Genomic DNA, 23,665 nt, shown 5'->3' with positions numbered 1-23,665 from the left:
GCGCGCGCCCTCCGATTACAGGGCCTTGGTCAGGGTGACCACAAAGCGGTTCTTGTTGACGTCGCCGAAGAAGTTCTTCTTGTTGGCGCCGACCAGGGCCGCGCCCAGCGACAGGCCATCGCCGAAATCATAGGCACCGCCGACGCTGTAGTCGACATAGTTCGGCACGCCCTGCACGTCGCTGGCGAAGCGGGTGTAGCCGACAGCGGCCGTGAGCGTCACCTGGGGAGCGACTTCCTGTGCGAACGCCAGGTTGAAGTAGCCGGTGTTGCGGCCGCCCACGGCGCCGAAATACTTCTTCGACACGGTGTGCGAATACTTGGCCGTCAGCGGGCCGAACCCGGCGCCGGCGTACAGCTCGGTCGTGTTGACATCGCTGCCACCCGAATAGACATAGGTCAGTGCACCCAGGTCCCAGGCCAGGCCGCCGGCCTCGAACTTGTAGCCACCGTAGAAATCGGTTTCGAGCGAGTTGCCCGGCACCCAGTCGACGCTGGAGTTCCAGTTGCCCACGTACCAGCCGCTTTCGCCAAAGCTGTAGTCAAAGCCGCCTTGCAGCGCAGGCTTGACCGCTTTGGTGCGGGTGGCATCCTGGTCCTGCCCGCGGAACTTGTAATTGCTGGTCAGGCTGACATTGGCAGTCAGCTGAGCGCTGGCCAACAAAGGCAGGGCGGCGACAAAGGCAACACCGACGGTCTTCATCCAAGCACGGGACATGAGGCTCTCCAGTTGTAAAAATTTTCGACAAACAGTGAAAAGCATGAACTGTGCCAACCGGGCTTGATCTATGTCGCCACGGTGCATGGGTATGCACGTGGCCGTGCAAGACGGATGAAATGCACCTTGTTGGTGCAAATATGCCTTTTCACCCGGTGATCGCGACGCACCAAAATGGACTGACCCGCCGCGCTCGGCGGGTCACGCCCAAAAGCGAGGGCGCTTGGCTCAAGGATGCCAGTGCGAAGTACGCACCGCCGAGGTGCCCGCCGTGCCGGCCAACGCATATGACAGCTGGTTGGCGGTGGTCAGCAGCATCTGCGCCAGCGCTTCGAGCTTGGGCTCGGGCAGGCGCGACGCGGGCCCGGAAATGCAGACCGAGCCAAACAGCCGCCAGTGCATGCCGAACACCGGCGCGGAGACCGTGGACACGCCCTGCTCGCGCTCGCCGATCGAATGGTGATAGCCGCGTTCGCGGATCTGCTCATAAAGCGGGCCGGGCTCGCCCGAAAACGCGAGGATCACGCGGCCCGGCGAGCCCTTGTCCAGCGGCAGCTCCTCGCCCATGCGCACGTGGTGGCGCAGCGCATGCGGGCCTTCGACCCGCATGATGCAGATGCGCGCATTGTCTTCGCGCACATAGAAGGCCGCGCTTTCTCCGCAGGCCAGCGTCAGCGCGCGCAGCGCCGGCTCGAGCACGTTCTGCACGTCGAAGCCGGCCTTGTAGCGCGCGCCCAGCCAGCCCGCGGCCGGGCCCAGGCGCCAGTCACCGTCTTCGCGCTGCACCATGTAGCCATGGTGGGCCAGCGTGCGCGCCAGCCGCAGCGCCGTGGTCTTGTGCAGGTCGCAGCGGCGGCTGAGCTCCGCCAGCGACAGATGGGACTCGCCCAGCGCATAGGCATCGAGCAGTTGCAGCGCGCGCGCGACCGCGGTGACGAAGCCATTCGATGAAGCTGGCTCCTCGGCGGCCGGGGCGGTCTCCTGCGCCGGTCCCGGCGTCTCTTTCGCCAATGGCGTGGTGCGGGGTTTTCGCACGGCAGACGGTGTTTTCTGCGGGCGATTGTCTTCGGCGTCGGAAGGTTTCATTTTGCAATGCGTTTCATTGTATGAAACACCATTGTATGCCTTGAAACGTTTTTTTAAACTGCGATCCAGCTACCGCGGCTTCGCTGCGTTAGCCGGATAAATAAATCAACGGAGACAAGACATGCCATCGACACCTCGCTTTCACGCGCTTTGTGCCCACCTTTGCGCCCGCCTTTGTGCGGCCACCCTGGGCCTGGCTGCCGCCGCCGTGCCCTTCGCCAGCGCGCAGGCGCAAGCCGCCTATCCCAGCAAGCCGATCCGCCTGATCGTGCCGTTCCCTCCGGGCGGCGGCACGGACATGATTGCGCGCACCGTCGCGCAAAAGCTCACCGACATGAACAAGTGGACGGTGGTGATCGACAACCGTCCCGGCGCGGGCGGCAACCTGGGCGTGGACGCCGCGGCCAAGGCCGCGCCCGACGGCTATACGCTGGTCATGGGCCAGACCAGCAACCTGGCGATCAACCCCGCGCTCTACGCCAAGCTGCCCTACGACCCGCTCAAGCACCTGACGCCCGTCGCGCTGGTGTCGTCCTCGCCCATCGTGATGGTCACGGCCGCCAACTCGCCCTACAAGACCATTGCCGATGTCGTCGCCGCGGCCAAGGCCAAGCCCGATGGCATCACGCTGGGCTACTCGGGCAACGGCACCGTGGCCCATCTCGCGGGCGAGCTCGCCCAGGACGCCGCGGGCATCAAGCTGCGCCATGTGCCCTACAAGGGCGCGGCCCAGGCACTGACCGATGTGGTCAGCGGACAGATCGACCTCTACATGTCGGCCATTCCCACGCTGATAGGCCAGGTGCGCAACGGCAAGATGCACGCCGTCGCGGTCACCTCCAGCAAGCGCTCGGCGCAGCTCGCCCAGACGCCCACGCTCGCCGAGTCGGGCTACAAGGACTTCGCGGCCATCACCTGGTTCGGCGTGATGGCGCCCGCGGGCACGCCCGCGGCCATCGTCCAGCAGCTCAACAAGGCCATCAACCAGGCGCTGGCCCAGCCCGACGCGGCCGAACGCCTGCGCTTCGAAGGCGGCGACGTGCTCGGCGGCTCGGTCGAGACCTTCCAGCAGTTGCTGAAGGCGGAAATCCCGCGCTGGGCGCAGATCGTCAAGGACTCGGGCGCGGGCCTGGACTGACGCGTACCGCTGATTCCGGCGTTCCCAACCCCTCGCCAGCATTGCCATGCGCCGCGACAGCCTTGCCACGCCCCTGCCGTTTTCGGCCGGAACACTCCCTCCCCGTGCAGCATTGCCGCCGGGCGCCTGCGATTGCCATGTGCACGTCTACGACGCCCGCTTTCCCGCAGCCCCGGGAGCCAGGCTGCTGCCACCGGACGCCTCGGCGGCCGACTACCGCAGGCTGCAGCGGCGCACAGGCACGACGAGCACCGTGCTCGTCACGCCCTCGACCTACGGCACCGACAACGCCTGCATGCTCGCCGGCCTGCAAGCGCTGGGCCCCGAGGCGCGCGGCGTGGCGGTGATCGACGGCAGCGAGAGCGACGCCGCGCTGCAGCGCTTGCACGACGCCGGCGTGCGCGGCGTGCGCCTGAACCTCTCGCTGGGCGTGTCAGGCACGGTCGACGCACTCCTGCCGCTGGCACGGCGCATCGCACCGCTGGGCTGGCACCTGCAGCTGCTGATGGCGCCGGACCTGCTGGCAGCGCAGGCGCGCATGCTGCGCCGACTGCCCGTGCCGCTGGTCTTCGACCATTTCGGCCGCATGGCGCCCGCGCAGGTCGGACGGCACGCCGCGCATGCGCTGCTGCTGGAGTTGCTGCAGGGCGGACAGGCGTGGATCAAGCTGTCCGGCGGCTACATCGTGAGCGCGCGGCATTCGATCGAAGACCCGGCGCTCGATGCCCTGGCCGCGAGCTACCTGCGCTGCGCGCCCGAACGCGTGGTCTGGGGCAGCGACTGGCCGCATGCCACGGCATCGGCCGGCATCCAGCCCATGCCCGACGACGCCCGCCAGGTGGACCGCCTCATCGACTGGACCAACCAGGCCGGCGGCACGGCCACGCTGCAACGCGTGCTGGTGGACAACCCGCAGCGGCTGTACGGCTTCACCCCCCTTCCCCTTTCCCCCGATCACACGGAGACAAGCCCATGACTGCATCGACAAGCCTCTTTCCATCCCCCGTCCTCGCGCGCCGCGGTGTGCTCGCCGTCGCGGGCGCCGCGCTGCTCGGCCCGCTGCTGACCGGCCCGGCACTGGCGCAGGGCGGCTGGCCCGCAAGCAGGCCCATCACCTGGGTCGTGCCCTACCCGCCGGGCGGCAGCACCGACGTGCTGGGCCGCAACGTGGCGCAGCGCATCGCCAAGCTGCTGGGCACGAACGTGATCGTGGAGAACAAGGCCGGAGCCACCGGCACCATCGGCGCGGCCTTCGTCGCCAAGGCGGAGCCGGACGGTTACACGCTGCTGGGCACGTCCATCGGCCCACAGGCCATTGCGCCGCACCTCATGGGCAAGCTGCCGTACGAGCCAATTGCCGGCTTCGAGCCCGTGATCACCATCGGCACCATTCCGCACATCCTCGTGGTGGGCACGAACCAGCCGTTCAAGACGGTCGCCGATCTGGTCGCCGCCGGCAAGGCCCAGGCGGGCAAGCTGGCCTTCGCCTCCGGCGGCAACGGCACCATCCTGCAGATGCAGGGCGAGCTGCTGCAGCAGCAGACCGGCGCGCGCTTCATCCATGTGCCCTACAAGGGCGATACACCGGCGCTGCAGGACACGCTGGGCGAGCAGGTGCAGTTCATGTTCGCGCCAGCATCCGCGGCGCTGCCGCATGTGCAGTCCGGCAAGCTGCGTGCGCTGGCCGTGACCTCCGCACAGCGCCTGTCGGCGCTGCCAACGGTGCCCACCATGGGCGAAGTCGGCATGAATGACTTTGTCGTCGAACAGTGGCAGGCGGTCTTCGCGCCCGCCAAGACCCCTGCGGCCATCGTGCAGCGCCTGAACCAGGAAATCGGCCAGGCGTTGAAGGACCCGGGCGTGGTCGCGCTGGCCGACAAGCTGGGCGTGACGCTGGTCGGCGGCACGCCACGGCAACTGGGCGAGCTGCAGAAGGCCGACTCCCTCAAATGGGCCAAGGTCATCAAGGACGCCAACATCAAGGCCGAGTGAGGCCCGCACCCGTCACACCGTTCTTTGCGCTTTTTCTTTCCCGATCTGACTGAATCACCATGAGCCAACTTCCAGAAATCATCCGTGACATCGAACGCGTGGGCGCCGACGTCGTGCAAAAAGCGGCCACCTTCCAGGCCGCGATCCTGGCCGACGTCGCCGGCCGCCGCGGCACCATGCACGCCCGCGTCGCGCCCGTGCACCAGGACATGAAGGTCGCGGGCCCGGCGTTCACCGTCGAAGTGCGCCCCGGCGACAACCTGATGATCCACGCCGCGATTGCGCTGGCCCGGCCCGGCGACGTGCTGGTGATCGACGGCAAGGGCGACCTCACGGCAGCGCTGATGGGCACGCTGATGCTCAGCGCCTGCAAGAAGCTGGGCCTGGCCGGCGTGATCGTCGATGCGGCGATCCGCGACAGGCTCGAACTGCTGGACCTGGACTTCCCGGTGTTCAGCGCGGGCTTCAACCCCGCGGGCCCGACCAAGTTCGTGCCCGGGCGCATCAACCACCCGATCTGCGCGGGCGGCGCCACCGTCAACCCCGGCGACCTGGTCGTCGGCGATGCCGATGGCGTGGTCGTGATCGAGCGCGCCAAGGCCCCGGCCATGCTGGCGCTGGCCGACAGGAAAGTCGCCGACGAAGCCGCGCGCATCGCCGCCATCGCGCGCGGCGACACCGCCTCCAAATGGCTGCCCGCCGCGCTGCGCGCCGCCGGCGTGCTCAAGGAAGGAGAGTCGCTGTGAGCACCATCCTCGTCACGGGTGCCGACCTCGCACCGCAGGCGCTGGCACTGCTGGGCGACCACGAAATCGTCTACGCCGGCAGGACGCCCACCGAGCAAAGCCTGGTCGCGCTGTGCCGCGCGCATGACCCGGTGGCGATCATCGTGCGCTACGGCAAGGTCGGCGCGGCGGTGATGGACGCCGCTCCTGCGCTCAAGGTGATTTCCAAGCACGGCAGCGGCACGGACACCATAGACAAGGCCGCGGCCCGGGCGCGCGGCATCGAAGTCGTCGCGGCCGTGGGCGCGAATGCCGCGGCCGTGGCCGAGCAGGCGCTGGCGCTGCTGCTGGCCTGCGCCAAGTCGGTGGTTGATCTCAATGCGCGCATGCATGGCGGCCACTGGGACAAGGCCACGCACAAGAGCCTGGAGCTGGGCGGGCGCACCCTCGGCCTGGTTGGCCTGGGCGCGATCGGCCTGCGCTTTGCGCGCATGGCCGATGCGCTGGGCATGCGCGTGCTCGGCTTCGATCCGTTCGCGCGCAACCTGCCCGACTGCGTGCAGAGCGTGGATCTGGAGACGATCTGGCGCGAGGCCGATGCGGTCTCGCTGCACTGCCCGCTCACGGCCGACAATCAGGCGCTGCTCGACGCCGCGACGCTGGCCCGGTGCAAGCGCGGCGTGATCGTGGTCAACACCGCGCGCGGCGGGCTGATCGACGAAGCCGCGCTGCTGACCGCCGTTCGCTCGGGCCAGGTCATGGCCGCGGGGCTCGACAGCTTTGCCGTGGAGCCCATGGCCGCCGGCCACCCGTTCCAGCACGAGCCACATTTCGTGCTGAGCCCGCACATCGGCGGCGTGACCAGCGATGCCTACGTCAACATGGGCGTGGGCGCGGCGCAGAACCTGCTGCAGGTGCTGGCGCGCGCGGGCGCCGCGGCGCACTGACCCTTGCCAACCGCCCCAGGCCACGGACTGACCAGGAGGCGGGACCATGGCGCCGCATCGACGGCGCAGCCGGTTGAATTCAGGAGACAAAAAATGTTCAAGCAATACAAGACCCATGCCTTCCGGGCGTTCGCGGCGCCATCACTGGCAGCCCTCTGCCTGGCCACTGTTCCCGCCGCCGCGCAGGCGCAGGCACCAGGCCAGGCATTCCCCGCCAAGCCCGTCAAGCTGGTCGTGGGCTTTGCGGCCGGCGGCCCCACCGATGTGGTCGCCCGGGCATTCGCGGACCATGCGAGCCGCGCGCTGGGCCAACCTTTCCTGGTCGAGAACAGGCCCGGTGCCAACACCATCCTCGCGGCCCAGGCGGTGGCCACGGCACCCGCCGATGGCCATACCCTGCTGTTCGCCGCAACCAACCATTCGATGATTCCCGCGCTCTACAGCAGCCAGGTGAAGTTCGACGCGCAGCACTCGTTCCGCCCGATCTGCACCCTCGCCACCAGCCCCACGGTGCTGGTGGTCGGCAAGTCCCTGCCGATCAGGACGCTGGCGCAGTACATGGACAAGGCGAAGAAGGAACCGGGCCGCATCACCGCCGGCACCGCGGGCACCGGCAGCTCGGGCCATTTCGCGACCGAGATGTTCGCGCGTGCCCAGGGCCTGTCGCTCAACCATGTGCCCTACAAGGGCGCGGCGCCCGTCATCACCGACCTGATGGGCGGGCAGATCGACAGCTCGTTCGCGACCCTGGGCTCGGTATTGCCGCAGATCCGCAGCGACAAGCTGTCGGCGCTGGCCGTGGCATCGCCCCAGCGCTCGGCGCTGCTGCCCGATGTGCCGACGTTTGCCGAAGCCGGCGGCGGCAACTATTCGGCCGATGCCTGGTACGGCGTGCTGGCCCCGGCGGGCATTCCCGCGCCGGTCGCGCAGGCGCTCGAACGCGTGGCAACCGAGTTCGCCCAGAGCGAAGCCGCCACGCAGAAGCTGCGCAAGCTCGGGCTCGACGCCGCATCGACCTGCGGCACGGCGTTCGCCGCGCAGGTGGAACGTGAAGTCACGACCTATACGCAGATCGCCAAGGATCTGAACCTGCAGACCAACTGACGTCGCGCACCCCGCCACCCGCCCATATCCGGAGACAAAAACATGCATGCATTCGCCAAGACACTGATCACCGCCTGCGCCCTCGCTGCCGCCACCGTGCACGCGGCCTTCCCCGACCGTCCGATCACCATCGTCGTGCCCTACGCGCCCGGCGGCGCCGCGGACGCGGTCGCGCGCCTGCTCGCGACGCGCATGGGTGTCAAACTGAACACCAGCGTGATCGTCGAGAACCGTGCGGGCGCGAGCGGCACCATTGGCGCCAGCTACGTCGCCAAGGTACCGGCCGACGGCTACACCATGCTGTATGACGCCACGCCGTACTCGATCAACCCCCATCTGTTCCCCAGGATGCCGTACGCCGCCAATGCGCTGCAGCCGCTGTCGCTGGTGCTGCTCGCACCGAACATGCTGATCGTGCCGGCCCACTCGCCGTTCAAGAACGTGAACGACCTGATCGCCCAGGCCAAGGCGCAGCCGGGCAAGATCAACTTCGCGTCCGGTGGCAGCGGCACGGTGCAGCGCCTGGCATCGGAACTGTTCCGCCAGCAGCTCCAACTGGACATGGTGCACGTGCCCTACAAGAGCGGCGGCCCGGCGATCGCCGACGTGACCGGTGGCCAGGTGGACTTCATGTTCAGCACCATCGCCTCGTCGTATCCACTGGTGTCGGGCGGCAAGCTGCGCGCGCTGGCGATGTCTTCGGCGCAACGCTCCAAGCGCCTGCCCGACGTGCCCACGGTGGCCGAAACGGTGATTCCCGGCTATGAGGTCTATGAATGGAACGGGGTGTTCCTGCCCGCGGGCACGCCCGCCGCGATCGCCGGCAAGCTGCAGCAGGCCCTGGTCGACGTGCTCAAGGAAGACGTCGTGAAGCAGCGCCTCGAGGACCTGGGCGCGCAGCCCGTCGGCTCCACGCCCGCGGAGTTCGCCACGTTCCTCGGCAAGGAGGACGCCAAGTGGGGCGAAGTCGTGCGCCAGGGCGACATCAAGCAGGACTGAACATGCCCCTGCCTGCGCTCTCCCAGCCCGTGCCGCATTCGGTGGGCACCAACCGACCGGCGCGCCAGTTGCCTGCGCGCGCCTGCGATGCCCACATGCACATCTTCGCGCCGGAGTTCGCGCCGTCGCCGCACTGGCAACGCACGCCGCCCGAAGCGCGCGTGGGCGCCTACCGGCAGCTGCAGCAGCGCCTGGGCACGGCGCGCACGGTGGTCGTCACCCCGTCCACCTACGGCACCGACAACGCCTGCACGCTAGCCGCGCTGCACGAACTCGGCGACAGCGCGCGCGGCGTGGCCGTGGTGGGCCAGGAAGTGAGCGACGCGCAGTTGGCCCGGCTCGACGCGCAGCGTGTGCGCGGCCTGCGCGTGAACTTCGTCACGCCCCAGTCCTGGGGGCTGACCACGCAGGAGATGCTGGTCACGCTGGCCCACAAGCTTGCGGGTTCGCCATGGCATATCCAGCTGTTTGCCCACCCCGACCAGATCGTCGCGCTCGCGCCCGTGCTCAAGGCCTTGCCCGTGCCACTGGTGATCGACCACATGGGCCGCATCGATCCCGCCCAGGGGCCGTCGGCCGAGGCCTATCGCGTGCTGCGCGGGCTGCTCGACGGCGGCAACTGCTGGGTCAAGCTCTCGGGCGCGTACATGCGCTCGGCCGTGCATGGCCCGACCTATGCCGATACGCTGCCCCTGGGCCGGGCGCTGGTGCAGGCCGCGCCCGAGCGGCTCGTGTGGGGCAGCGACTGGCCGCACACCACCGAAGTCCCGGGCACGGTCAACGACGCCGATCTGGTCGACCTGCTGCAGCGCTGGACCGGCTCCGACGCCGCCATGGACCGTATCCTCGTGGACAACCCGGCGCGGCTCTATGGCTTCGATACCGCCGCGTGACCCGTTGGCCTGATTGAAAAGAAAGTGCTTACGATGTTCCTGCTGCAATCCCCCCAGGTCCGTGAACTGGAATGCTTCACCGCCATGCCCGAGCAGTTCCGGCGCCGCGAGCGCAGCGCCTGGGCCGACGCCAACCGCGGCGGCGCGATCACCGACTCCTTCCTCGAAGGCCCGGTGTTCGACGCGGCCGGCAACCTCTATGTGAGCGACATTCCCTGGGGGCGGATTTTCCGCATCGACGCGCAAGGCGACTGGAGCCTGGTGGCAGAGTACGACGGCGAGCCCAACGGTATGAAGTTCCTCGATGCCAACACGCTGCTGATCACCGACTACAAGAACGGCCTGATGCACCTCGATGTGCCCAGCGGCGCGGTCACGCCCTATCTCGAGCGCCGCAACAGCGAGCGCTTCAAGGGCGTGAACGACCTGGTGTTCGACGCCGAAGGCAACCTGTATTTCACCGACCAGGGCCAAAGCGGCCTGCACGACCCCAGCGGCCGGCTCTACCGACTGCGACCCAATGGCCAGCTCGACCTGCTGCTGGCCAACGTGCCCAGCCCCAACGGCGTGGCGCTGTCGCCCGATGGCCGCGTGCTGTACCTCGCGGTCACGCGCGGCAACTGCGTGTGGCGCGTGCCGCTGCTGCCCGACGGCAGCGTCGCCAAGGTCAGCCAGTTCTTCACCTCCTACGGCCCCAGCGGCCCGGACGGCCTGGCGGTCGACACCGACGGCCGGCTGCTGGTCGCCAACCCGGGGCTGGGCTATGTCTGGGTGCTCAATCACCGCGCCGAGCCCGTCGAAGTCCTGCGTGGCGTGACCGGCAGCTCGACGACGAATCTGGCGTTTGGCGGCGCTGACCGGCGCACACTTTATGTCACGGACTCGACCCATGGCCAGATCCTGTGCGCCACGCTGGACGCGCCGGGGCTGGTGCTGCATGCGGGAAGCGGCCAGGGCCGGTGATTGGGGGGGTTGCGCGCCCTGGCTTGCAACGCTGCTTGCCGTCTGGAGGGTCCAGCCCTCTTCCTGCGTCATCCACGCATGCGCCGCCACCTGCTGGGCGCGGCAAGACTCCATGCGCTACAGCGCACACCGCCAAGCCTTGCTGGCGTCACGTTCTCAGACCAAGCCCTTGATTCCCAGGGTCGGCAGAGTTCGCGCCCAACGGTCGAGTTCCGCGAGATGAAACTTCTGGAAGTCTTCGCCGAAGAGCGTGCCCGGCTCGAGGCCGAAGGTGTGGAGCTGGGCTCGGAAGGCCTGGCTCGCGGTCGCGCGGCGTATCTCATCGCGCAGGCGCAATGCCGCGTCGGGCGGCGTTCCCGCCCGGGCATACACGCCGAACCACAGCGACATGTCGACGTTGACATCCAGTTCCTTCAACGATGGCACCTCGGGCAGACGCGGGGAGCGCTGCGCCGTCGTCACGGCCAGCGCTCTCAGCGAGCCCTGCTCGATCCGCGACAGCGAGTTGCCGTCGACGAAACAGAAGGCCAGGCGCCCGGCCAGCAGCTCGGTCAGCGCGGGTGCGTAGCCGGCATAGGGAACGTCGATCAGGTCCAGCCCCTTGGCCTTGGCGAGCATGGCCGCGGCCACGGCAGCCGTAGAGCCGTTGCCGAGGTGGCCGTAGGCCAGCTGGCCCGGCGCCGCCTTCGAAGCCGCCACCAGGTCGGCGAGATTGCGATATGGCGCATCGGCTCTGACCGCCAGGTAGAGCGGGCTGAAGGCAACGAGCGCGAGCCCGACGAAATCCTTGCGGACATCGAAGGGCAGGTTCGGTATGAAGAAGGGGTTGAGGGTCATCATTCCCCCGGTGCCGAGCAGCAGCGAGTAGCCGTCGGCGGGCGAGCGCGTGAGCGTCGAGGTCGCGATCGAGCCACCCGCGCCGCCGCGGTTCTCCACCGTCACCGGTACACCGATGGAGACCGCGATATCCGTGGCCAGGGTCCGGGGGATGGTGTCGGACAGCCCGCCCGGCGGCGCAGGCGAGATGAATCGAATGGCACGGGAGGGGTATTTCGCCTGCGCCAGAGTGAGTGCTGGCGATGCCAGCGCCACGGCACAAGTGCCGACCATGAGCCTGCGGTTGCAATTGAACATTTTCTGTCTCCTGAGGGGTTTTCTTGTTTGCGGTGCCTGCCGCGCAGGCCGCGCTCTATCCGGGCAGGCGCGAGAAAAGACGCCTTGCGTTGCCGTATGCGATCGCGCTGCGAACGTCCTCGGACAAGTCCAGCTGCTCGAACTGCTCGACGCTGTGCTGCAGCGAAAAGCGATCGAAGTCGGTGCCGAACAGGATCTGCGAGGTCGGCACCAGACTGCGCAAAAGCGCCATGTTCTGCGGCGCGTAGGCTTGCGCGCATTCGAAGTGAAGACGCTCGAACTCGGCTTCGACCCCGCGCGGGAACAACGCATCCAGCCGCTCCTGGCCCATTTCGAACCATCCCTTGAAGCCCGTGATCCGGCTCAGCAAGGCGGTGAAGGCGCCGCCGCCATGACAGAAGATGAAGCGGATGTCGGGAAAGCGGCGCAAGGTCCCCGCCACCATGAGGTTGAGGATCGTGCGGGCCGTATTGAACGGGTATTCGAGCCAGGCCTGCGAGACATCTGCCGTTTGGTAGCCGAGCGTGCCGCAGGCACAGGTTCCGCCCGACGCGGTCGGGTGCACAAAGACCACGGCCGCGCGGCGATTGAGTTCCTCGAACACGGGGACGAATGACGGGTCGCCCAGCCAGGTGTCGCCGTAGTGCGTCAGAAGCCCGATGCCGTCGGCCTGCAACTGGTCGAATGCATACGCAATCTCGTGCAGCGCGCCTTCGACGTCGGTCAGCGGCGGCAGCGATGCGAACAGGCCGAAACGCGTGGGATGGTCTTGCACTATGCCCGCCCCGAACTCGTTCAGGAAACGTGCCCTCGTGCGCGATGACGCGGCGTCGGCCGCAACCACGGGCCCGGGCCAGCCGATGGCCGCGCAGACGCCGGCGGCGTCCATCGCAGCGACCGTGGAGCGCGGCGACCAGTCGGGCCGGCCGCTGCGGCCGCCCGGCGCATTGAAGTGATGGTGGACGTCGATGTACATGGGTCAACCCGTTCCATTCAGAAGAAGTGCCGGATGCCGAACTGGTAGCCGGTGGTGTCTTGCCCGGGGAAGGGCAAACCGGCCGCCGCCTGCTCGGAGGTCGCCGGCCCCATCCGGAAGGCCGCGACGCCGGAGTTGCTCAAGCGGCCCACGTTGGCATAGAGCTGCGTGCGCTTAGACAGGTAGTGGCCGTAGCCGATCGCCAGCAGCGAAGCGCTGGCATTCGTGGCGCTGCGATGAGAGTAGGACGCCCGGATCTCTCCAGCGCCCACGGGCACCGTGAGACCCAGCAGGTAGCCGTTGACGTCCGAAAGACCACCGACCCTGTTGGTCTGGTACCAGGCGCCCACCTTGGCGACGCTGAAATCGTAGGTGGCCCCCAGCGACAGCGTCCGGCTGACGACGGGATCGCCACCAAGGCCTAGCGACGCGGGCGTCGCATGCACCTGATCGTAGACAGCCCCCAGGAACAGCGGTCCGCCCGCGTACTCGACGCTGCCGGAATAGCTGCTCCCCGTCGCCGCCCCCTCGCCTACGGCCCCGAGCAACCGCGCAGTGACCCCGCCGAAGGTCGGAGAGATGTACTGGACGGCGTTGTCGTATCGGTTCTGGTAACCACGCGAGCCTTGCAGCAGCGTGTATTGACCACCTACGCCGAAGCGCATGAACGGATCGACCTTGAGGGCCATCAGGAGGCCCGGCGCCCACTGGCTGCCCAGCTGCACCGAACCCAGCCCGGCACCGGCCAGCCCCACATAGGTCTCGCGATTGAAGAAGGCGGTCGCACTGGTCTGCATGCCGGTGTCGGCCTGGAAGCCGGTCTCCAGCTTGAAGTAGGCTTTCATGCCCCCGCCCAGGTCTTCGGTCCCGCGAAAACCCAGTCGCGAGGTGTCGCTCGTCAAAGCGGTGAGACTGGCTCCGGGTCGCGTACCCGTGCTGCCGAAGCGCAGGTGCTGCAGCGAAACATCCATGATCCCGTACATGGCGACGCTGGTTTGCGCGAGCGCCGCCATTGGCAGGGCGAGGGCCGCAGCAGCGGCGGTGATGGTCTTCTTCATCTGTCTTCTCCTGTGGTGGTTGATTTTTTCGTGGCTGCACCACACCGCCGAAGCGGGGGTGCAGCCGACGGCTCAAGCGGCCGTCTCGTGGTGGACGATGAAGTCCTGCGGAGCACTGGCCCCCGGACATAAAGCGAGTCCTCGCCTGGGTGGTCGGTCGAGGGCCAGGCATTGCCCGCCGAAGTCGAAGTCGCAGGAGTCCTGCGCATAGCGGCCCCAGGGGTCAGGCACGTAACGGAAACAGTGGGAGCCCAGGCTCAGCCATGCCAGCCGCCTGGGCCCAGCGGTCTGGAACACCCGGCCCCAACGGTGCGGATGGCCGTGGGTGTACAGCGCCAGCGCATCGCCTTCGTCGCGCACGCCCAGGCCGCAGCGCGTGCAGAGGTGGCGTGCTGCCGCGAGCACGGGCACGCTGAGGAAGAACGCGTCCGCCAAGTGCACGCCGAGCACGCCGGGGTCTCCATGTGTCTCACACGAACTTCGGGAACAGTGCCAACGCGTTGTTGCGCATGAAGTCCTGCCGCAAGCGATCCGTGAGCAGGGGACTTGCATCGAGCTGCCCGGCAAGCGCCGCCACCAGCGCTTCTGGCGTGTACGGCCAATCGCTGCCGTACATGATGTGTTTCGGGTCGGCGATCTCGAGCAGAGGCAGCAGTTGGCGCGGCAACGGAAAGCCGGCAAGGTCGTAGTAAAGACCGCGCAGCGCTTCATAGAAGCGCGTCACGTCGAGCTTCTCGGGCAGGCCCAGCGCGGGCGACAGCCCCGCCACCCGGTCGGCCAGGACCGGCACCGTGGCGCCCGCATGCGGCACGATGACCTTGATGTTCGGATACCTGGCGAGCGTGCCGGAAAGAATCAGGTTGAACACGGCCCGGGTGGTTTCGAACATGAATTCGAGCATCGGGAACGGATAGCCGATCGGAGGCAGCGATGCCTGATCCTGGCCCTGGCAGCAAGGGCAATGCGGGTTGGTCGGGTGAATGAATAGCTTCGCGTTGCGCCGGTTCAGCTCGGCGAAGATGGGGTCGAGCCGGCGGTCGCCGAGGTAGACGCCGTTGTGATTGCTCTCCACGACGATGCCGTCGGCCTGGAGCACGTCGAACGCGTATTCCAGCTCCTTCAGCGAACCGTCGATGTCCGGAAGGGGAAGCGATGCGAACATGCCGAATCTCGTCGGATGCGCTCGCGTCGCCTTGGCGCCTTCTTCATTGACGTAACGCGCCAGATCCCGCGCGGCAGCGTCGTCGCCAAAGTGCAGGCCGGGGGCCGAGATGGAGATGATCGACGCCTCGATGCCGTTACGGTCCATCATCTCGAGGTGTTGAGCAACGCTCCAGGCGGGGATGCCCGGCATTCCGGACGGCTTCGAGTGTCCGGCGGCAACCAGCGCGCGGCGGTACTTCTCCGGCAGGAAATGCGCATGCACGTCGATCTTGCGCACGGCCTTGGGCGTCGCGTGCACAGGCAGCGACTCCCCTGTGCCTGCCAGCAGCGCGGCACTGCTTGCCAGGAAGCCGCGTCGACCTTGCGTGTATTGAGGGTTCATTGTTGCTCCGTTCTTGTCCTGCTCATGTGGAATGGGTCTGCACGCTACCAACCGTCGCCGTCCGACCAGAAGACCTTGGGCGCATGGATGTTCACTTGCTTGTAGGCGCCGCTGTAGAAGACCAGCGGCTTGCGTTCTTCACCGAGCGCCATGTGTTCGACGCGGCCTATGTACAGGAGGTGATCGCCCGCCGCGTGCACGTCGACCGTTCGCAAAACGAGTTGCGCAAGGCTGTCGCGGATGAGCGGCGTGCCGTCGCGCGCCTCGAAAGGCGACGCAAGCTCTGCACAGGGGCGACCGCCGAAGTGGTTGCTCAACGACTGCTGGCTCTCCAGCAGAAAGTTGACGCCGAAGCGGTCACCGGTGCCGACCACCGCGGCGAACCTCGCGGCGCGCCGCACGGAAATCACCGCCAGTGGCGGGTCCAGCGAGACCGACATGAATGCATTGGCGGTCATGCCGCGCGCCTCGCCTTCGCACATGTAGCTGACCACCGTGACGCCGGTCGCGAAATGTCCCATGACGTCGCGGAACAGTTTGGGGTCGAAATTGGTTTCCATGCGGCTTCTCCGGTGCCCAAGGTCAGACCAGCGGCGTGACGGTGTTCTCAACACCCAACAAGGCCTTGCCGTAGATCTCCTCGCCCACCGGCTGCAGGACGATGGCATGGCGCGCAGCGGTGTTCGAGTCGCGCCAGATGCGCTGCATCGGGCTCGCCTCGGCGAAGCTTCCGGCGCCATGGGCCGTCATCAGCATGTTGATGGCATCGCTCGCGTACTGCGCCACATAGCCCGTATCGGCACGAACACGCGCCCGGGTCTTGTAATCGAGGTACTCGCCGCGCAGGGCCGCCGCATCAATATCGTCTGCAGCGCGGAAAGCATGCAGGTGGGCCGTGTCGATCTTCAGCGCCGCCTTGGCGACCTGGACCTGGAAGGCGACCGAGTCCGTCTGCTTCTTGAAGGATGTGTAGGCGATGGCGCGCTGCGGTGCCTTCTCGATCACATGGCTCAGGGCCGCGCGGGACATGCCGAGCTGCGCGCCGACCAGGACCAGTGCGGCGACTGGAATAAAGGCCGCTTGATAGGTCGCTTCGTCCGTGAATGGCGTGGGGTAGTCGCCTTCGACCGCCTTCATCAGCGGGAGCAGCCTATGGTCGGGAACGAAGACATCCTTGGCCACGACGCAGTTGCTTCCGGTGCCCTTCATTCCGGCGGTGAACCAGGTGTCCTCGATGCTCAGCTCGCTCATCGGCATCAACGCCAGGTACTGGTTGAGCGTGGCGCCGTTCTTGTCCTGCTCGAGCACGCCAAGCATGGCCCAGTCGGCATGCAGGCAGCCGGAAGACCAGAACCATTTGCCGGAGGCCACCAGACCGCCTTCCACGCGTTGGACCTGCGTCGATGGCGAGAAGACGCCTGCGACGCGCGCATCCGGATTGGCCCCGAAGACATCGTCCTGGGCGCGCTCATCGAACAGGCCGGTGAACCAGGCACAGACATTGGTCAATGCCAGTACCCATGCGGACGAACCGCAGGCTTCGGCGACTGCTGCCGTCACTTCGAGATGCGTACGGATGGAGCCCTGGAAGCCGTCGTAGCGCTTGGGCACCATGGTGCGGAACAGCCCGGCTTGCGCCATCGCGGCAATGTTCTCCTCCACGACCCTGCGGTCTTTCTCGGTCTGCACGGCGTTCCTGGTGAGAACGGCGTTCAGTCCCTTCGCACGTGCGACGAGCGTTGATCTCATGGCTGCCTCGGCGGCGTTGTGCCGGGCTTCTTGTTCAGGGGTCAATGGGGTCATGGGATGGTTTCCTCACAGTGAATGAACATGTCACAATGACATTGATGCTTACTCTATTCGACTGATGTCAACGACTCAACGGGACAATCCCGACGTCAAAACATCGATTCATCAGACTGACAATTCATCACTGGAGGCCGCCATGGCGACAAAAGAGAGCGTTGCGCGCAACGCATCCGCGAGGCCCGACCATCGCGTGGAAGTGGCTGCGAAGAAGCGGGCGCTGACGAGAGCGCGCCTGCTTGAAGCAACGATGAAGGTCTTCGCCGAAGCCCACGGACGCGCCCCTGTCATCGAGGACGTGGTGCGCGAGGCTGGCGTCTCGCGGGGCACCTTCTATCTGCACTTCCTGTCGCTCGACGAAGTGCTGCATGCGCTTGCATTGGCCCAGAGCGATCGCATGACAACGGACATCCTGCCGATCTACGATGTGCTGAAGGAGCCGTGGCAGCGCTTTGCCGTAGGCTTTCGCCTTTTCCTTCTACGTGCGGCTACAGACCCTGTCTGGGCGTCCTTCATCACCCGATCGAGCATGCCGTCGAATAACAAGCTGCTGGTGCGCGACTACATGCAGGAGGACCTGAGAAAGGGCCGTGAGGAAGGACAATTTTCGTTTGGCGACCTGGACGTCGCTGTCGATTTCATGATGGGCGCATCGGTGAGCGGCATTGGTGCACTGGGCCTGGGCGTGGCCGACCCGGAGGCCTACATGGACGAATGCGTACGGATGGGGCTGACGGGCCTCGGCTGCTCCAGCCGCCACTGCGAGCGCGGCGTCAAGTTCTCACGCGAGTATCTGAGCGGGTGGGCGAACAGGCGGGCCTGCGGGGAAAGCAGCGTCTGAAGTCTGTGCGGCCTCCCACCAAGCGCGCAATCCGTGGATTTGCGCATGACGGCAATGGGCCTTCCTTGACGCACTTTCTGCCATGCTGGCGCAGCAACAATCCCTGAACAATCTCAGCGCAGAGCAACTGCGCGAGATGGTCGCCTGTCTCATAGGCCCTGGACTGCCAAGTATGCGCAAATCGCTCACCACCAAACCTGCCACCAGCGAGCTCGCATTGCGTCCCGGATTAAGGGGAAGATCGCTGCTCGCAGCGAGGTTGGTTCGGTGGCATGCTCGGGCTGCATGGCAGCTTCGCGCCCCTGCGCGCTGACGTCAAACGCGCGGAAGGCCGCGCAACAGCACATCGCAAAAGAACTCGGCCGGCGGAGACAGCGGCAGGTCGGGCCGGCGCGCCAGCACGATCGCCGGCGCCGGCAGCCGCCCGCGCACAGGAACCACATCCAGCAGGTCGCGCGTCATCGCAAAGTCCATCCACTGCCGGGGCAGCATGGCCAGCAGATCGGTCTGCACCAGTGCCACCTGCACCGACAACGCCGAATGCGCACTCAGCATCACCCGAGGCGCGGCCTGGCCATGGGCGGCGAACAGCCGTGCCAGATCTTCCTCGGCGTTGTAATCGATGGTTGTGCTGGCCCAATCGGCACCGGCCAGCGACTTCAGGCTACGCACGCGTGCCAGCGGGTGCCCCTTGCGGCAGACCACCACGCGCGTGTTGTCGCACAGGTGCTGCATGGCCAGGCCCGGCGCGGTTTTCTGCCAAGGCGCAGCACCCAGGTAAAAGTCTAGGCTGCCGTCGCGCAGCGCACCTTCCACCGCCGGCATCAGGCTTTCCGTGATGTTGAGCTTGACCTTGGGGTAGGTCTTGCGGAACACCGACAGGGCATCGGGCAGCATGCCCAGGTGCGGCATGATGGACAGCGCCACAGACACCGTGCCCTCGTAGTCCGGCCCGGGGTGCTGCACCTCCTCGCGCGCGCGCCGCGCCTCACTGGAGATCACGCAGGCCCGCCGGTGAAAGCGCACGCCTTCGGCGGTCAGCACCATGCCCGTGGTCTGCCGCGCGAACAGGCTCACCCCGAGTTCCCGCTCCAGCGCCCGCACGCTGCGCGTGAGCGCGGGCTGGGGCATGTCCAGCCGCCGCGCGGCCGAGCGCAGGCTGCCGTGTTCGACGATGGCCATCAGGTGCTGCAGTTGATCGAGTTTCATGCGCGGGCGTGTCTCCGGGGGGATGCGATTTGTGAATCGCTTTTTAAATCATGCCATCTTATTGAAATCCTCGTGTTTGCCTAGAGTCAGCGTCATCCCACCGAGCGGGGACACCAAGTCCAACGATCCGGAGACAAGACATGACCCTCATTCCGACACGCCACGTCCTGCGAGCGGCAGTGCTGCTGCTGACCCTTGGCAGCACCACCGCCATGGCCTGGCCCAGCAAACCAGTGCGCATGATCGTGCCCGTCGGCGCCGGCTCCGCGCCCGACGTGATCGCGCGCATCGTGGGCGACAAGCTTGCCGCGGCCTGGGGCCAGGGCGTGGTGGTGGACAACCGGCCCGGCGCGGGCGGCATCCCCGGCATGTCGGCGCTGGCCCGTTCGGCGCCCGACGGTTACGTCATCGGCTTCGTGCCGGCGGCCATGGGCACCATCACGCCGCTGGTTTTCAAGAACCCGCAGTTCAACCCCGGCACCGACCTCACCCCGGCCGCCACCGTGGGCATCAGCCCGCTGATGCTGGTAGTGCCCGCCGCCAGCGACATCCGCTCGGTGAGCGACCTCGCGACACACGCCAAGGCGCAGCCCGGCAAGGTGAACTTCGCCGCGCCGCAGCTCAATTCGCTGCCGCACCTGGCCGGCGAGATGGTGAGCAAGGCCGGTGGCATGGGCATGTTCACCGTGCCTTACCGCACGCCGCCCGAAGCCGTGGCCGCCGTGCTCGCGGGCGACGCTCTGTTCACCGTGGACGGCGTGCCGGGCCTGCTGCCGCACGTGAAGTCGGGCCGGCTGCGCGCGGTGGGCGTCACCTCGGCCACACGCCAGCCCGGCATCGACGCCCCCGCCGTGGCGGAAACCTACGCCGGCTACGAAGCCATCGGCTGGTTCCAGATCATCGTGCCCGCGGGCACGCCGGCCGCGATCGTCGAGCGCATCAACGCCGATGTGAACCGCATCACCGCCTCGCCCGAAGTGACCGTCCGCCTGGGCGAGCTGGGCGTGTCCCCGCGCCAGGACAGCGTGGCCGGCGCGCGCGAATTCTTCGTGCAGCAGCAGGCCGCGATGAAGCACCTAGTGAACGAACTCGGCGTGCAGCCGCAGTAAGCCACCGCATCCCCCCCACCGCCCGACGGCACCGGTTCCGCCAGTGCCCGGGACGAACCTCACCCTCGCAACCCTTAAGACTGGAGCAAACACCATGACCCCACGCAAAAAAGCCCTCGTGACCGGCGGCGGCACCGGCATCGGCCGCAGCGCCGTGCTGGCACTCGCCAAGGCCGGTTACGACGTGGCCATCAACTACGCCTCCAGCGCCCAGGCCGCGCAGGCCGTGGCAACCGAAGCCCAGGCCCTGGGCTCCCAGACCCTGCTGCTGCAGTGCGACGTGAGCGACGACGCCGCCGTGCGCCAGATGCTGGCGAAAGTAGGCGATGCATTCGGCCACCTCGACACCCTGGTCAACAACGCCGGCACCACCGCGACCTGGAAGGTGAAGGACCTGGAGAGCCTGAAGATCGACGAATGGGACCGCACCTTCGCAGTCAACGTGCGCGGCAACTTCCAGGTCAGCCGCGCGGCCGTGCCGCTGCTGCGCAAAAGCAAGGCGCAGGGCGGTCAACCCAGCATCGTCAACACCGCGAGCATCGTGGGCTTGCGCCCCGGCCCGCAACCCCTGCCCTACGCCGCCAGCAAGGCCGCCGTGGTCAGCCTGACCAAGATGCTGGCCTGGAACCTCGGCCCGGACATTCGCGTGAACGCGGTGGCACCGGGCTGGATGGAAGGCGACTGGATGGAACGCATGCTGGGCGACAAGTACGAGCCCCTCATGACCGCCCGCGCCAAGACCACACCGCTCAAGCGCTGCGTCACCGCCGACGACGTGGCCGAAGTGATGCTCAACCTGATTCAGGGCATGCGCTTCGTCACGGGCGAAGTCGTTGTCATCGACGGCGGTTTCACCAGTTCGACCTGACCCCCCAACGAGGAGACCCGACCATGCTTGAAGGATTCATTCCCTTTCCCCCCGAATACGCCGCGCGCTACCGCGCCAAGGGCTACTGGCGCGACCAGTCGCTGGCGCAGGAGTTCGACGCCGTGTTCAAGCGCTACGCCGACCGCGTGGCGCTGATCGATGGCGACGTGACGTTCACCTACGCCGAACTCGACCACGTCAGCACCAACCTGGCGCTGAACCTGCTCGAACTCGGCCTGCAACCGCTGGACCGTGTCGTGCCCACGCTGCCCAATGTGCACGAGTTCGTGGTGCTCTACTTCGCGCTGCAGAAGATCGGCTGCATCCCGATCGCCGCGCTGGTCACGCACCGCTATGCCGAGATCAGCCAGTTCGTGCAACTCTCGGGCGCGACCACCTGCGTCTACCCGGACACTGCAGGCGACTTTGCCTTTGCGCCGGTGATCGCCCGCGTGCAGGCCGAGAACCCGTCGCTGAAGTTCCGCCTGGTGCTCGGCGAGGCTGGCCCAGGCGAGGTCTCGCTGCGCGAGCTGATCCGAAAGCCGGCCACGCTGCCGGCCTCGCGCCTGGCCGAGATCCGCATCGACCCGACGGACCCCTGTATCTTCCAGCTCTCGGGCGGTACCACCGGTATCCCCAAGCTGATCCCGCGCACCAACAACGACTACGCCTACAACTCCCGGGTGGCCGCCGAGGTCACCGAGATCGACGCCGAGTCGGTGTTGCTGCTGGTGCTGCCGATCGCGCACAACCTGCCCCTGGCCTGCCCCGGCATCCAGGGCTTCCTGTTCAGGGGCGCCAAGGTGGTGCTGCACGCCAACACCCGGCCGGCGGAGATGTTCGCGCTGATCCAGAAGCACCGGGTCACGCACCTGAAGGTGGTGCCCGCGCTGCTGATCCGCCTGATCAACGACGATGCGGCCGAAACCTTCGACCTCTCCAGCCTCAAGCTGATCCAGAGCGGCGGGCAGCGCATGCAGCCCGAGGTGCGCGCCCGCACGCGAGCCCTGATCCCCGGTGTGTTCGTGCAGGAGAACTTCGGCATGTCCGAAGGCACGCTGATGTTCGTGCGCGCCAGCGACCCCGAGGAGGTCAAGCTCGAAACTTGCGGCCGCCCCGTGTGCGATGACGACGAGGTGCTGCTGCTCGACGACGACGGCCGTGTGGTGCCCGATGGAGAAGTGGGCGAATTCACCGTGCGCGGCCCCTACACCCTGCGGGGCTACTTCGGCGTACCCGAGTACAACGCGCGCCAGTTCACGCCCGACGGCTTCTACCGCTCGGGCGACCTGATGCGCAAGCACGCCTCGGGCAACTACATCGTCGAAGGCCGCAAGAAGGACCTGATCAACCGGGGCGGCGAAAAGATCAGCGCCGAGGAGGTGGAGAACCTGATCCTGATGCACCCCGCCGTGCAGAACGTGGCCTGCGTGCCCATGCCTGACCCAACCCTGGGCGAAAAGATGTGCGCCTTCGTGATCCTCAAGGCCGGGCAGGCGCTTCATCTGAAGGAGCTCGTCGACTTCCTGCTCACCAAGGAGATCGCCAAGTTCAAGTTGCCCGAGCGGCTGGAGGTGCTGCCGGACTTCCCGGCGTCCACCTTCGGCAAGGTGTCCAAGAAGGCCCTCGGCGAACTGATCACGCTCAAGCAAGCGCAAGAAGAGGCCGCCCGCCGCATCCCCCACTGAACCCATCCAGAAGAGACCCGACATGCGAATCATCGACCTGCACTGCTACCCCGGCACCCCGACCTGGATCGAATCCCAGGGCCCCTACCCGGCCGAGCTGGCCCGCTACTGGAAAAGAGACTGGGTGGGCAAGAGCGAAGACGACGTGATCGCCGAGTTCACCGGCGCCGGCGTGGAAGCCTGCCTGGTGGCCCTGGACCTGGAAACCACCGTCGCCGCACCACCCTGCACCAACGACTATGTGCACGGCATGTGGAAGCGCCACCCCCAGCGCGTCATCCAGTGCTGGGGCGCGGTGGAGCCCGCCAAGGGCGAGATCGCCATGATCCAGGCCCGCAAGGCCATCAAGGAGCTGGGCTTCATCGGCTTTCACTTCCATCCGATCATGCAGCACTTCGCCGTGAGCGACCGGCGCTATTACCCGCTGTTCGAGGAGATCAACGCCATGGGCGCGGCGGTGATGGTGGACGTGGGCACCACCGGCATGGGCGCCGGCATGCCGGGCGGCCACGGTGCGCTGGTGCGCCATGCCCACCCGAAACACATCGACCAGCTCGCGGCCGATTTCCCTAACCTCAAGATCATCATGGCCCACCCCGGCTGGCCCTGGGTCGACGAGACCACCGCCGTGGCACTGCACAAGGGCAATGTGTACTGGGAAATGTCGGGCTGGGCGCCCAAGCACTTCCCGGGCAACCTCAAGGTGGACATCCGCGGCCGGCTGCAGGACAAGATCATGTTCGGCAGCGACTACCCCAGTCTGCCCTACGAGCGCATCCTGCGCGAGTGGGACGAGCTGGGCTACAAGCCCGAGGTGATGGAAAAGATCATGCACGGGAACGCCGAAAGGGTGCTGGGGCTGTGAC

The 23,665-nt window shown here is 67.0% G+C and carries 24 protein-coding genes; 14 read left to right on the top strand and 10 right to left on the bottom strand.

What is annotated here, in order from left to right; translation table 11 throughout:
• Positions 1-15: 15 nt before the first annotated feature.
• Together GVL12_RS04380 and GVL12_RS04375 are read right to left on the bottom strand one after the other, a co-directional pair.
• Positions 16-717: a TorF family putative porin gene (locus tag GVL12_RS04380; protein ID WP_159911437.1), complete on the bottom strand. Its 702-nt coding sequence runs from the start codon at positions 715-717 to the stop codon at positions 16-18.
• A 228-nt stretch (positions 718-945) separates the two neighbouring features.
• A complete protein-coding gene (locus GVL12_RS04375; protein WP_159911436.1) occupies positions 946-1,803 on the bottom strand; it encodes an IclR family transcriptional regulator in 858 nt (285 codons plus the stop codon).
• A 121-nt stretch (positions 1,804-1,924) separates the two neighbouring features.
• On the opposite strand from GVL12_RS04375, the gene GVL12_RS04370 reads away from it, so the two are divergent.
• The 9 genes from GVL12_RS04370 (at position 1,925) to GVL12_RS04330 (ending at position 10,564) form a co-directional block, all read left to right on the top strand.
• The gene (locus tag GVL12_RS04370; RefSeq protein ID WP_159911435.1) at positions 1,925-2,941 is read left to right on the top strand and encodes a tripartite tricarboxylate transporter substrate binding protein; all 1,017 of its coding nucleotides are present in this window, start codon (positions 1,925-1,927) and stop codon (positions 2,939-2,941) included.
• 46 nt (positions 2,942-2,987) lie between these two features.
• Positions 2,988-3,917, top strand: coding sequence for an amidohydrolase (locus tag GVL12_RS04365; protein WP_159911434.1), 930 nt, complete (start codon positions 2,988-2,990; stop codon positions 3,915-3,917).
• Positions 3,914-4,933, top strand: coding sequence for a tripartite tricarboxylate transporter substrate binding protein (locus GVL12_RS04360; protein WP_159911433.1), 1,020 nt, complete (start codon positions 3,914-3,916; stop codon positions 4,931-4,933). The genes GVL12_RS04365 and GVL12_RS04360 overlap by 4 nt, the downstream gene beginning before the upstream one ends.
• Positions 4,934-4,992: 59 nt before the next feature.
• Positions 4,993-5,679 (top strand): RraA family protein, encoded by a 687-nt coding sequence (locus GVL12_RS04355; protein WP_159911432.1) that lies wholly within the window; start codon positions 4,993-4,995, stop codon positions 5,677-5,679.
• The gene (locus tag GVL12_RS04350; RefSeq protein WP_200843495.1) at positions 5,622-6,605 is read left to right on the top strand and encodes an NAD(P)-dependent oxidoreductase; all 984 of its coding nucleotides are present in this window, start codon (positions 5,622-5,624) and stop codon (positions 6,603-6,605) included. Before GVL12_RS04355 ends, GVL12_RS04350 begins: the two co-directional genes overlap by 58 nt.
• Positions 6,606-6,698: 93 nt before the next feature.
• Positions 6,699-7,709, top strand: coding sequence for a tripartite tricarboxylate transporter substrate binding protein (locus GVL12_RS04345; protein WP_159911430.1), 1,011 nt, complete (start codon positions 6,699-6,701; stop codon positions 7,707-7,709).
• Between the two features lie 42 nt (positions 7,710-7,751).
• Positions 7,752-8,708: a tripartite tricarboxylate transporter substrate binding protein gene (locus GVL12_RS04340; RefSeq protein WP_159911429.1), complete on the top strand. Its 957-nt coding sequence runs from the start codon at positions 7,752-7,754 to the stop codon at positions 8,706-8,708.
• Positions 8,709-8,710: 2 nt separating this feature from the next.
• On the top strand, positions 8,711-9,601 hold the full coding sequence (locus GVL12_RS04335; RefSeq protein ID WP_159911428.1) for an amidohydrolase: 891 nt from the start codon (positions 8,711-8,713) through the stop codon (positions 9,599-9,601).
• A gap of 33 nt (positions 9,602-9,634) precedes the next feature.
• A complete protein-coding gene (locus GVL12_RS04330; RefSeq protein ID WP_159911522.1) occupies positions 9,635-10,564 on the top strand; it encodes an SMP-30/gluconolactonase/LRE family protein in 930 nt (309 codons plus the stop codon).
• A 156-nt stretch (positions 10,565-10,720) separates the two neighbouring features.
• Here the strand turns inward: GVL12_RS04330 and GVL12_RS04325 are convergent, their stop codons facing one another.
• From GVL12_RS04325 to GVL12_RS04295, 7 genes are all read right to left on the bottom strand, one after another.
• Positions 10,721-11,698 (bottom strand): tripartite tricarboxylate transporter substrate binding protein, encoded by a 978-nt coding sequence (locus GVL12_RS04325; RefSeq protein ID WP_159911427.1) that lies wholly within the window; start codon positions 11,696-11,698, stop codon positions 10,721-10,723.
• 55 nt (positions 11,699-11,753) lie between these two features.
• Complete coding sequence (locus GVL12_RS04320; RefSeq protein WP_159911426.1) at positions 11,754-12,674, bottom strand: amidohydrolase family protein; 921 nt, start codon at positions 12,672-12,674, stop codon at positions 11,754-11,756.
• Positions 12,675-12,691: 17 nt separating this feature from the next.
• On the bottom strand, positions 12,692-13,732 hold the full coding sequence (locus GVL12_RS04315) for a porin (protein ID WP_159911425.1): 1,041 nt from the start codon (positions 13,730-13,732) through the stop codon (positions 12,692-12,694).
• A gap of 72 nt (positions 13,733-13,804) precedes the next feature.
• Positions 13,805-14,182 carry a hypothetical protein gene (locus tag GVL12_RS26225; RefSeq protein ID WP_200843494.1) on the bottom strand — a complete coding sequence of 126 codons (378 nt, stop codon included), beginning with the start codon at positions 14,180-14,182 and terminating at the stop codon, positions 13,805-13,807.
• Positions 14,183-14,201: 19 nt separating this feature from the next.
• Positions 14,202-15,278, bottom strand: coding sequence for an amidohydrolase family protein (locus GVL12_RS04305; protein WP_159911424.1), 1,077 nt, complete (start codon positions 15,276-15,278; stop codon positions 14,202-14,204).
• Between the two features lie 44 nt (positions 15,279-15,322).
• The gene (locus GVL12_RS04300; protein WP_159911423.1) at positions 15,323-15,838 is read right to left on the bottom strand and encodes a flavin reductase family protein; all 516 of its coding nucleotides are present in this window, start codon (positions 15,836-15,838) and stop codon (positions 15,323-15,325) included.
• A gap of 22 nt (positions 15,839-15,860) precedes the next feature.
• The gene (locus GVL12_RS04295; protein WP_159911422.1) at positions 15,861-17,081 is read right to left on the bottom strand and encodes an acyl-CoA dehydrogenase family protein; all 1,221 of its coding nucleotides are present in this window, start codon (positions 17,079-17,081) and stop codon (positions 15,861-15,863) included.
• A 142-nt stretch (positions 17,082-17,223) separates the two neighbouring features.
• Between GVL12_RS04295 and GVL12_RS04290 the strand changes: the two genes are divergently transcribed.
• A complete protein-coding gene (locus GVL12_RS04290; protein ID WP_235033801.1) occupies positions 17,224-17,925 on the top strand; it encodes a TetR/AcrR family transcriptional regulator in 702 nt (233 codons plus the stop codon).
• A gap of 315 nt (positions 17,926-18,240) precedes the next feature.
• On the opposite strand, the gene GVL12_RS04285 is transcribed toward GVL12_RS04290, so the two are convergent.
• Positions 18,241-19,134, bottom strand: coding sequence for a LysR family transcriptional regulator (locus GVL12_RS04285; RefSeq protein ID WP_159911420.1), 894 nt, complete (start codon positions 19,132-19,134; stop codon positions 18,241-18,243).
• A 140-nt stretch (positions 19,135-19,274) separates the two neighbouring features.
• On the opposite strand from GVL12_RS04285, the gene GVL12_RS04280 reads away from it, so the two are divergent.
• The 4 genes from GVL12_RS04280 to GVL12_RS04265 all read left to right on the top strand — a co-directional run bounded on the left by GVL12_RS04280 (position 19,275) and on the right by GVL12_RS04265 (position 23,664).
• On the top strand, positions 19,275-20,243 hold the full coding sequence (locus GVL12_RS04280) for a tripartite tricarboxylate transporter substrate binding protein (RefSeq protein ID WP_159911419.1): 969 nt from the start codon (positions 19,275-19,277) through the stop codon (positions 20,241-20,243).
• Positions 20,244-20,337: 94 nt separating this feature from the next.
• Positions 20,338-21,111, top strand: a complete 774-nt coding sequence (locus GVL12_RS04275) for an SDR family NAD(P)-dependent oxidoreductase (protein ID WP_159911418.1) — start codon at positions 20,338-20,340, stop codon at positions 21,109-21,111.
• Positions 21,112-21,134: 23 nt separating this feature from the next.
• Positions 21,135-22,799 (top strand): AMP-binding protein, encoded by a 1,665-nt coding sequence (locus GVL12_RS04270; RefSeq protein ID WP_159911417.1) that lies wholly within the window; start codon positions 21,135-21,137, stop codon positions 22,797-22,799.
• A gap of 22 nt (positions 22,800-22,821) precedes the next feature.
• Entirely contained in the window at positions 22,822-23,664 is an 843-nt protein-coding gene (locus GVL12_RS04265; protein WP_159911416.1) for an amidohydrolase family protein, read from the top strand.
• Position 23,665: the final 1 nt, after the last annotated feature.

The organism is Pantoea sp. 18069, assembly GCF_902706035.1.
GTDB lineage: Bacteria > Pseudomonadota > Gammaproteobacteria > Burkholderiales > Burkholderiaceae_C > Comamonas.
Note: the sequence above shows the minus strand (reverse complement) of the source record. Positions and strands in the feature narration are given on the sequence as shown.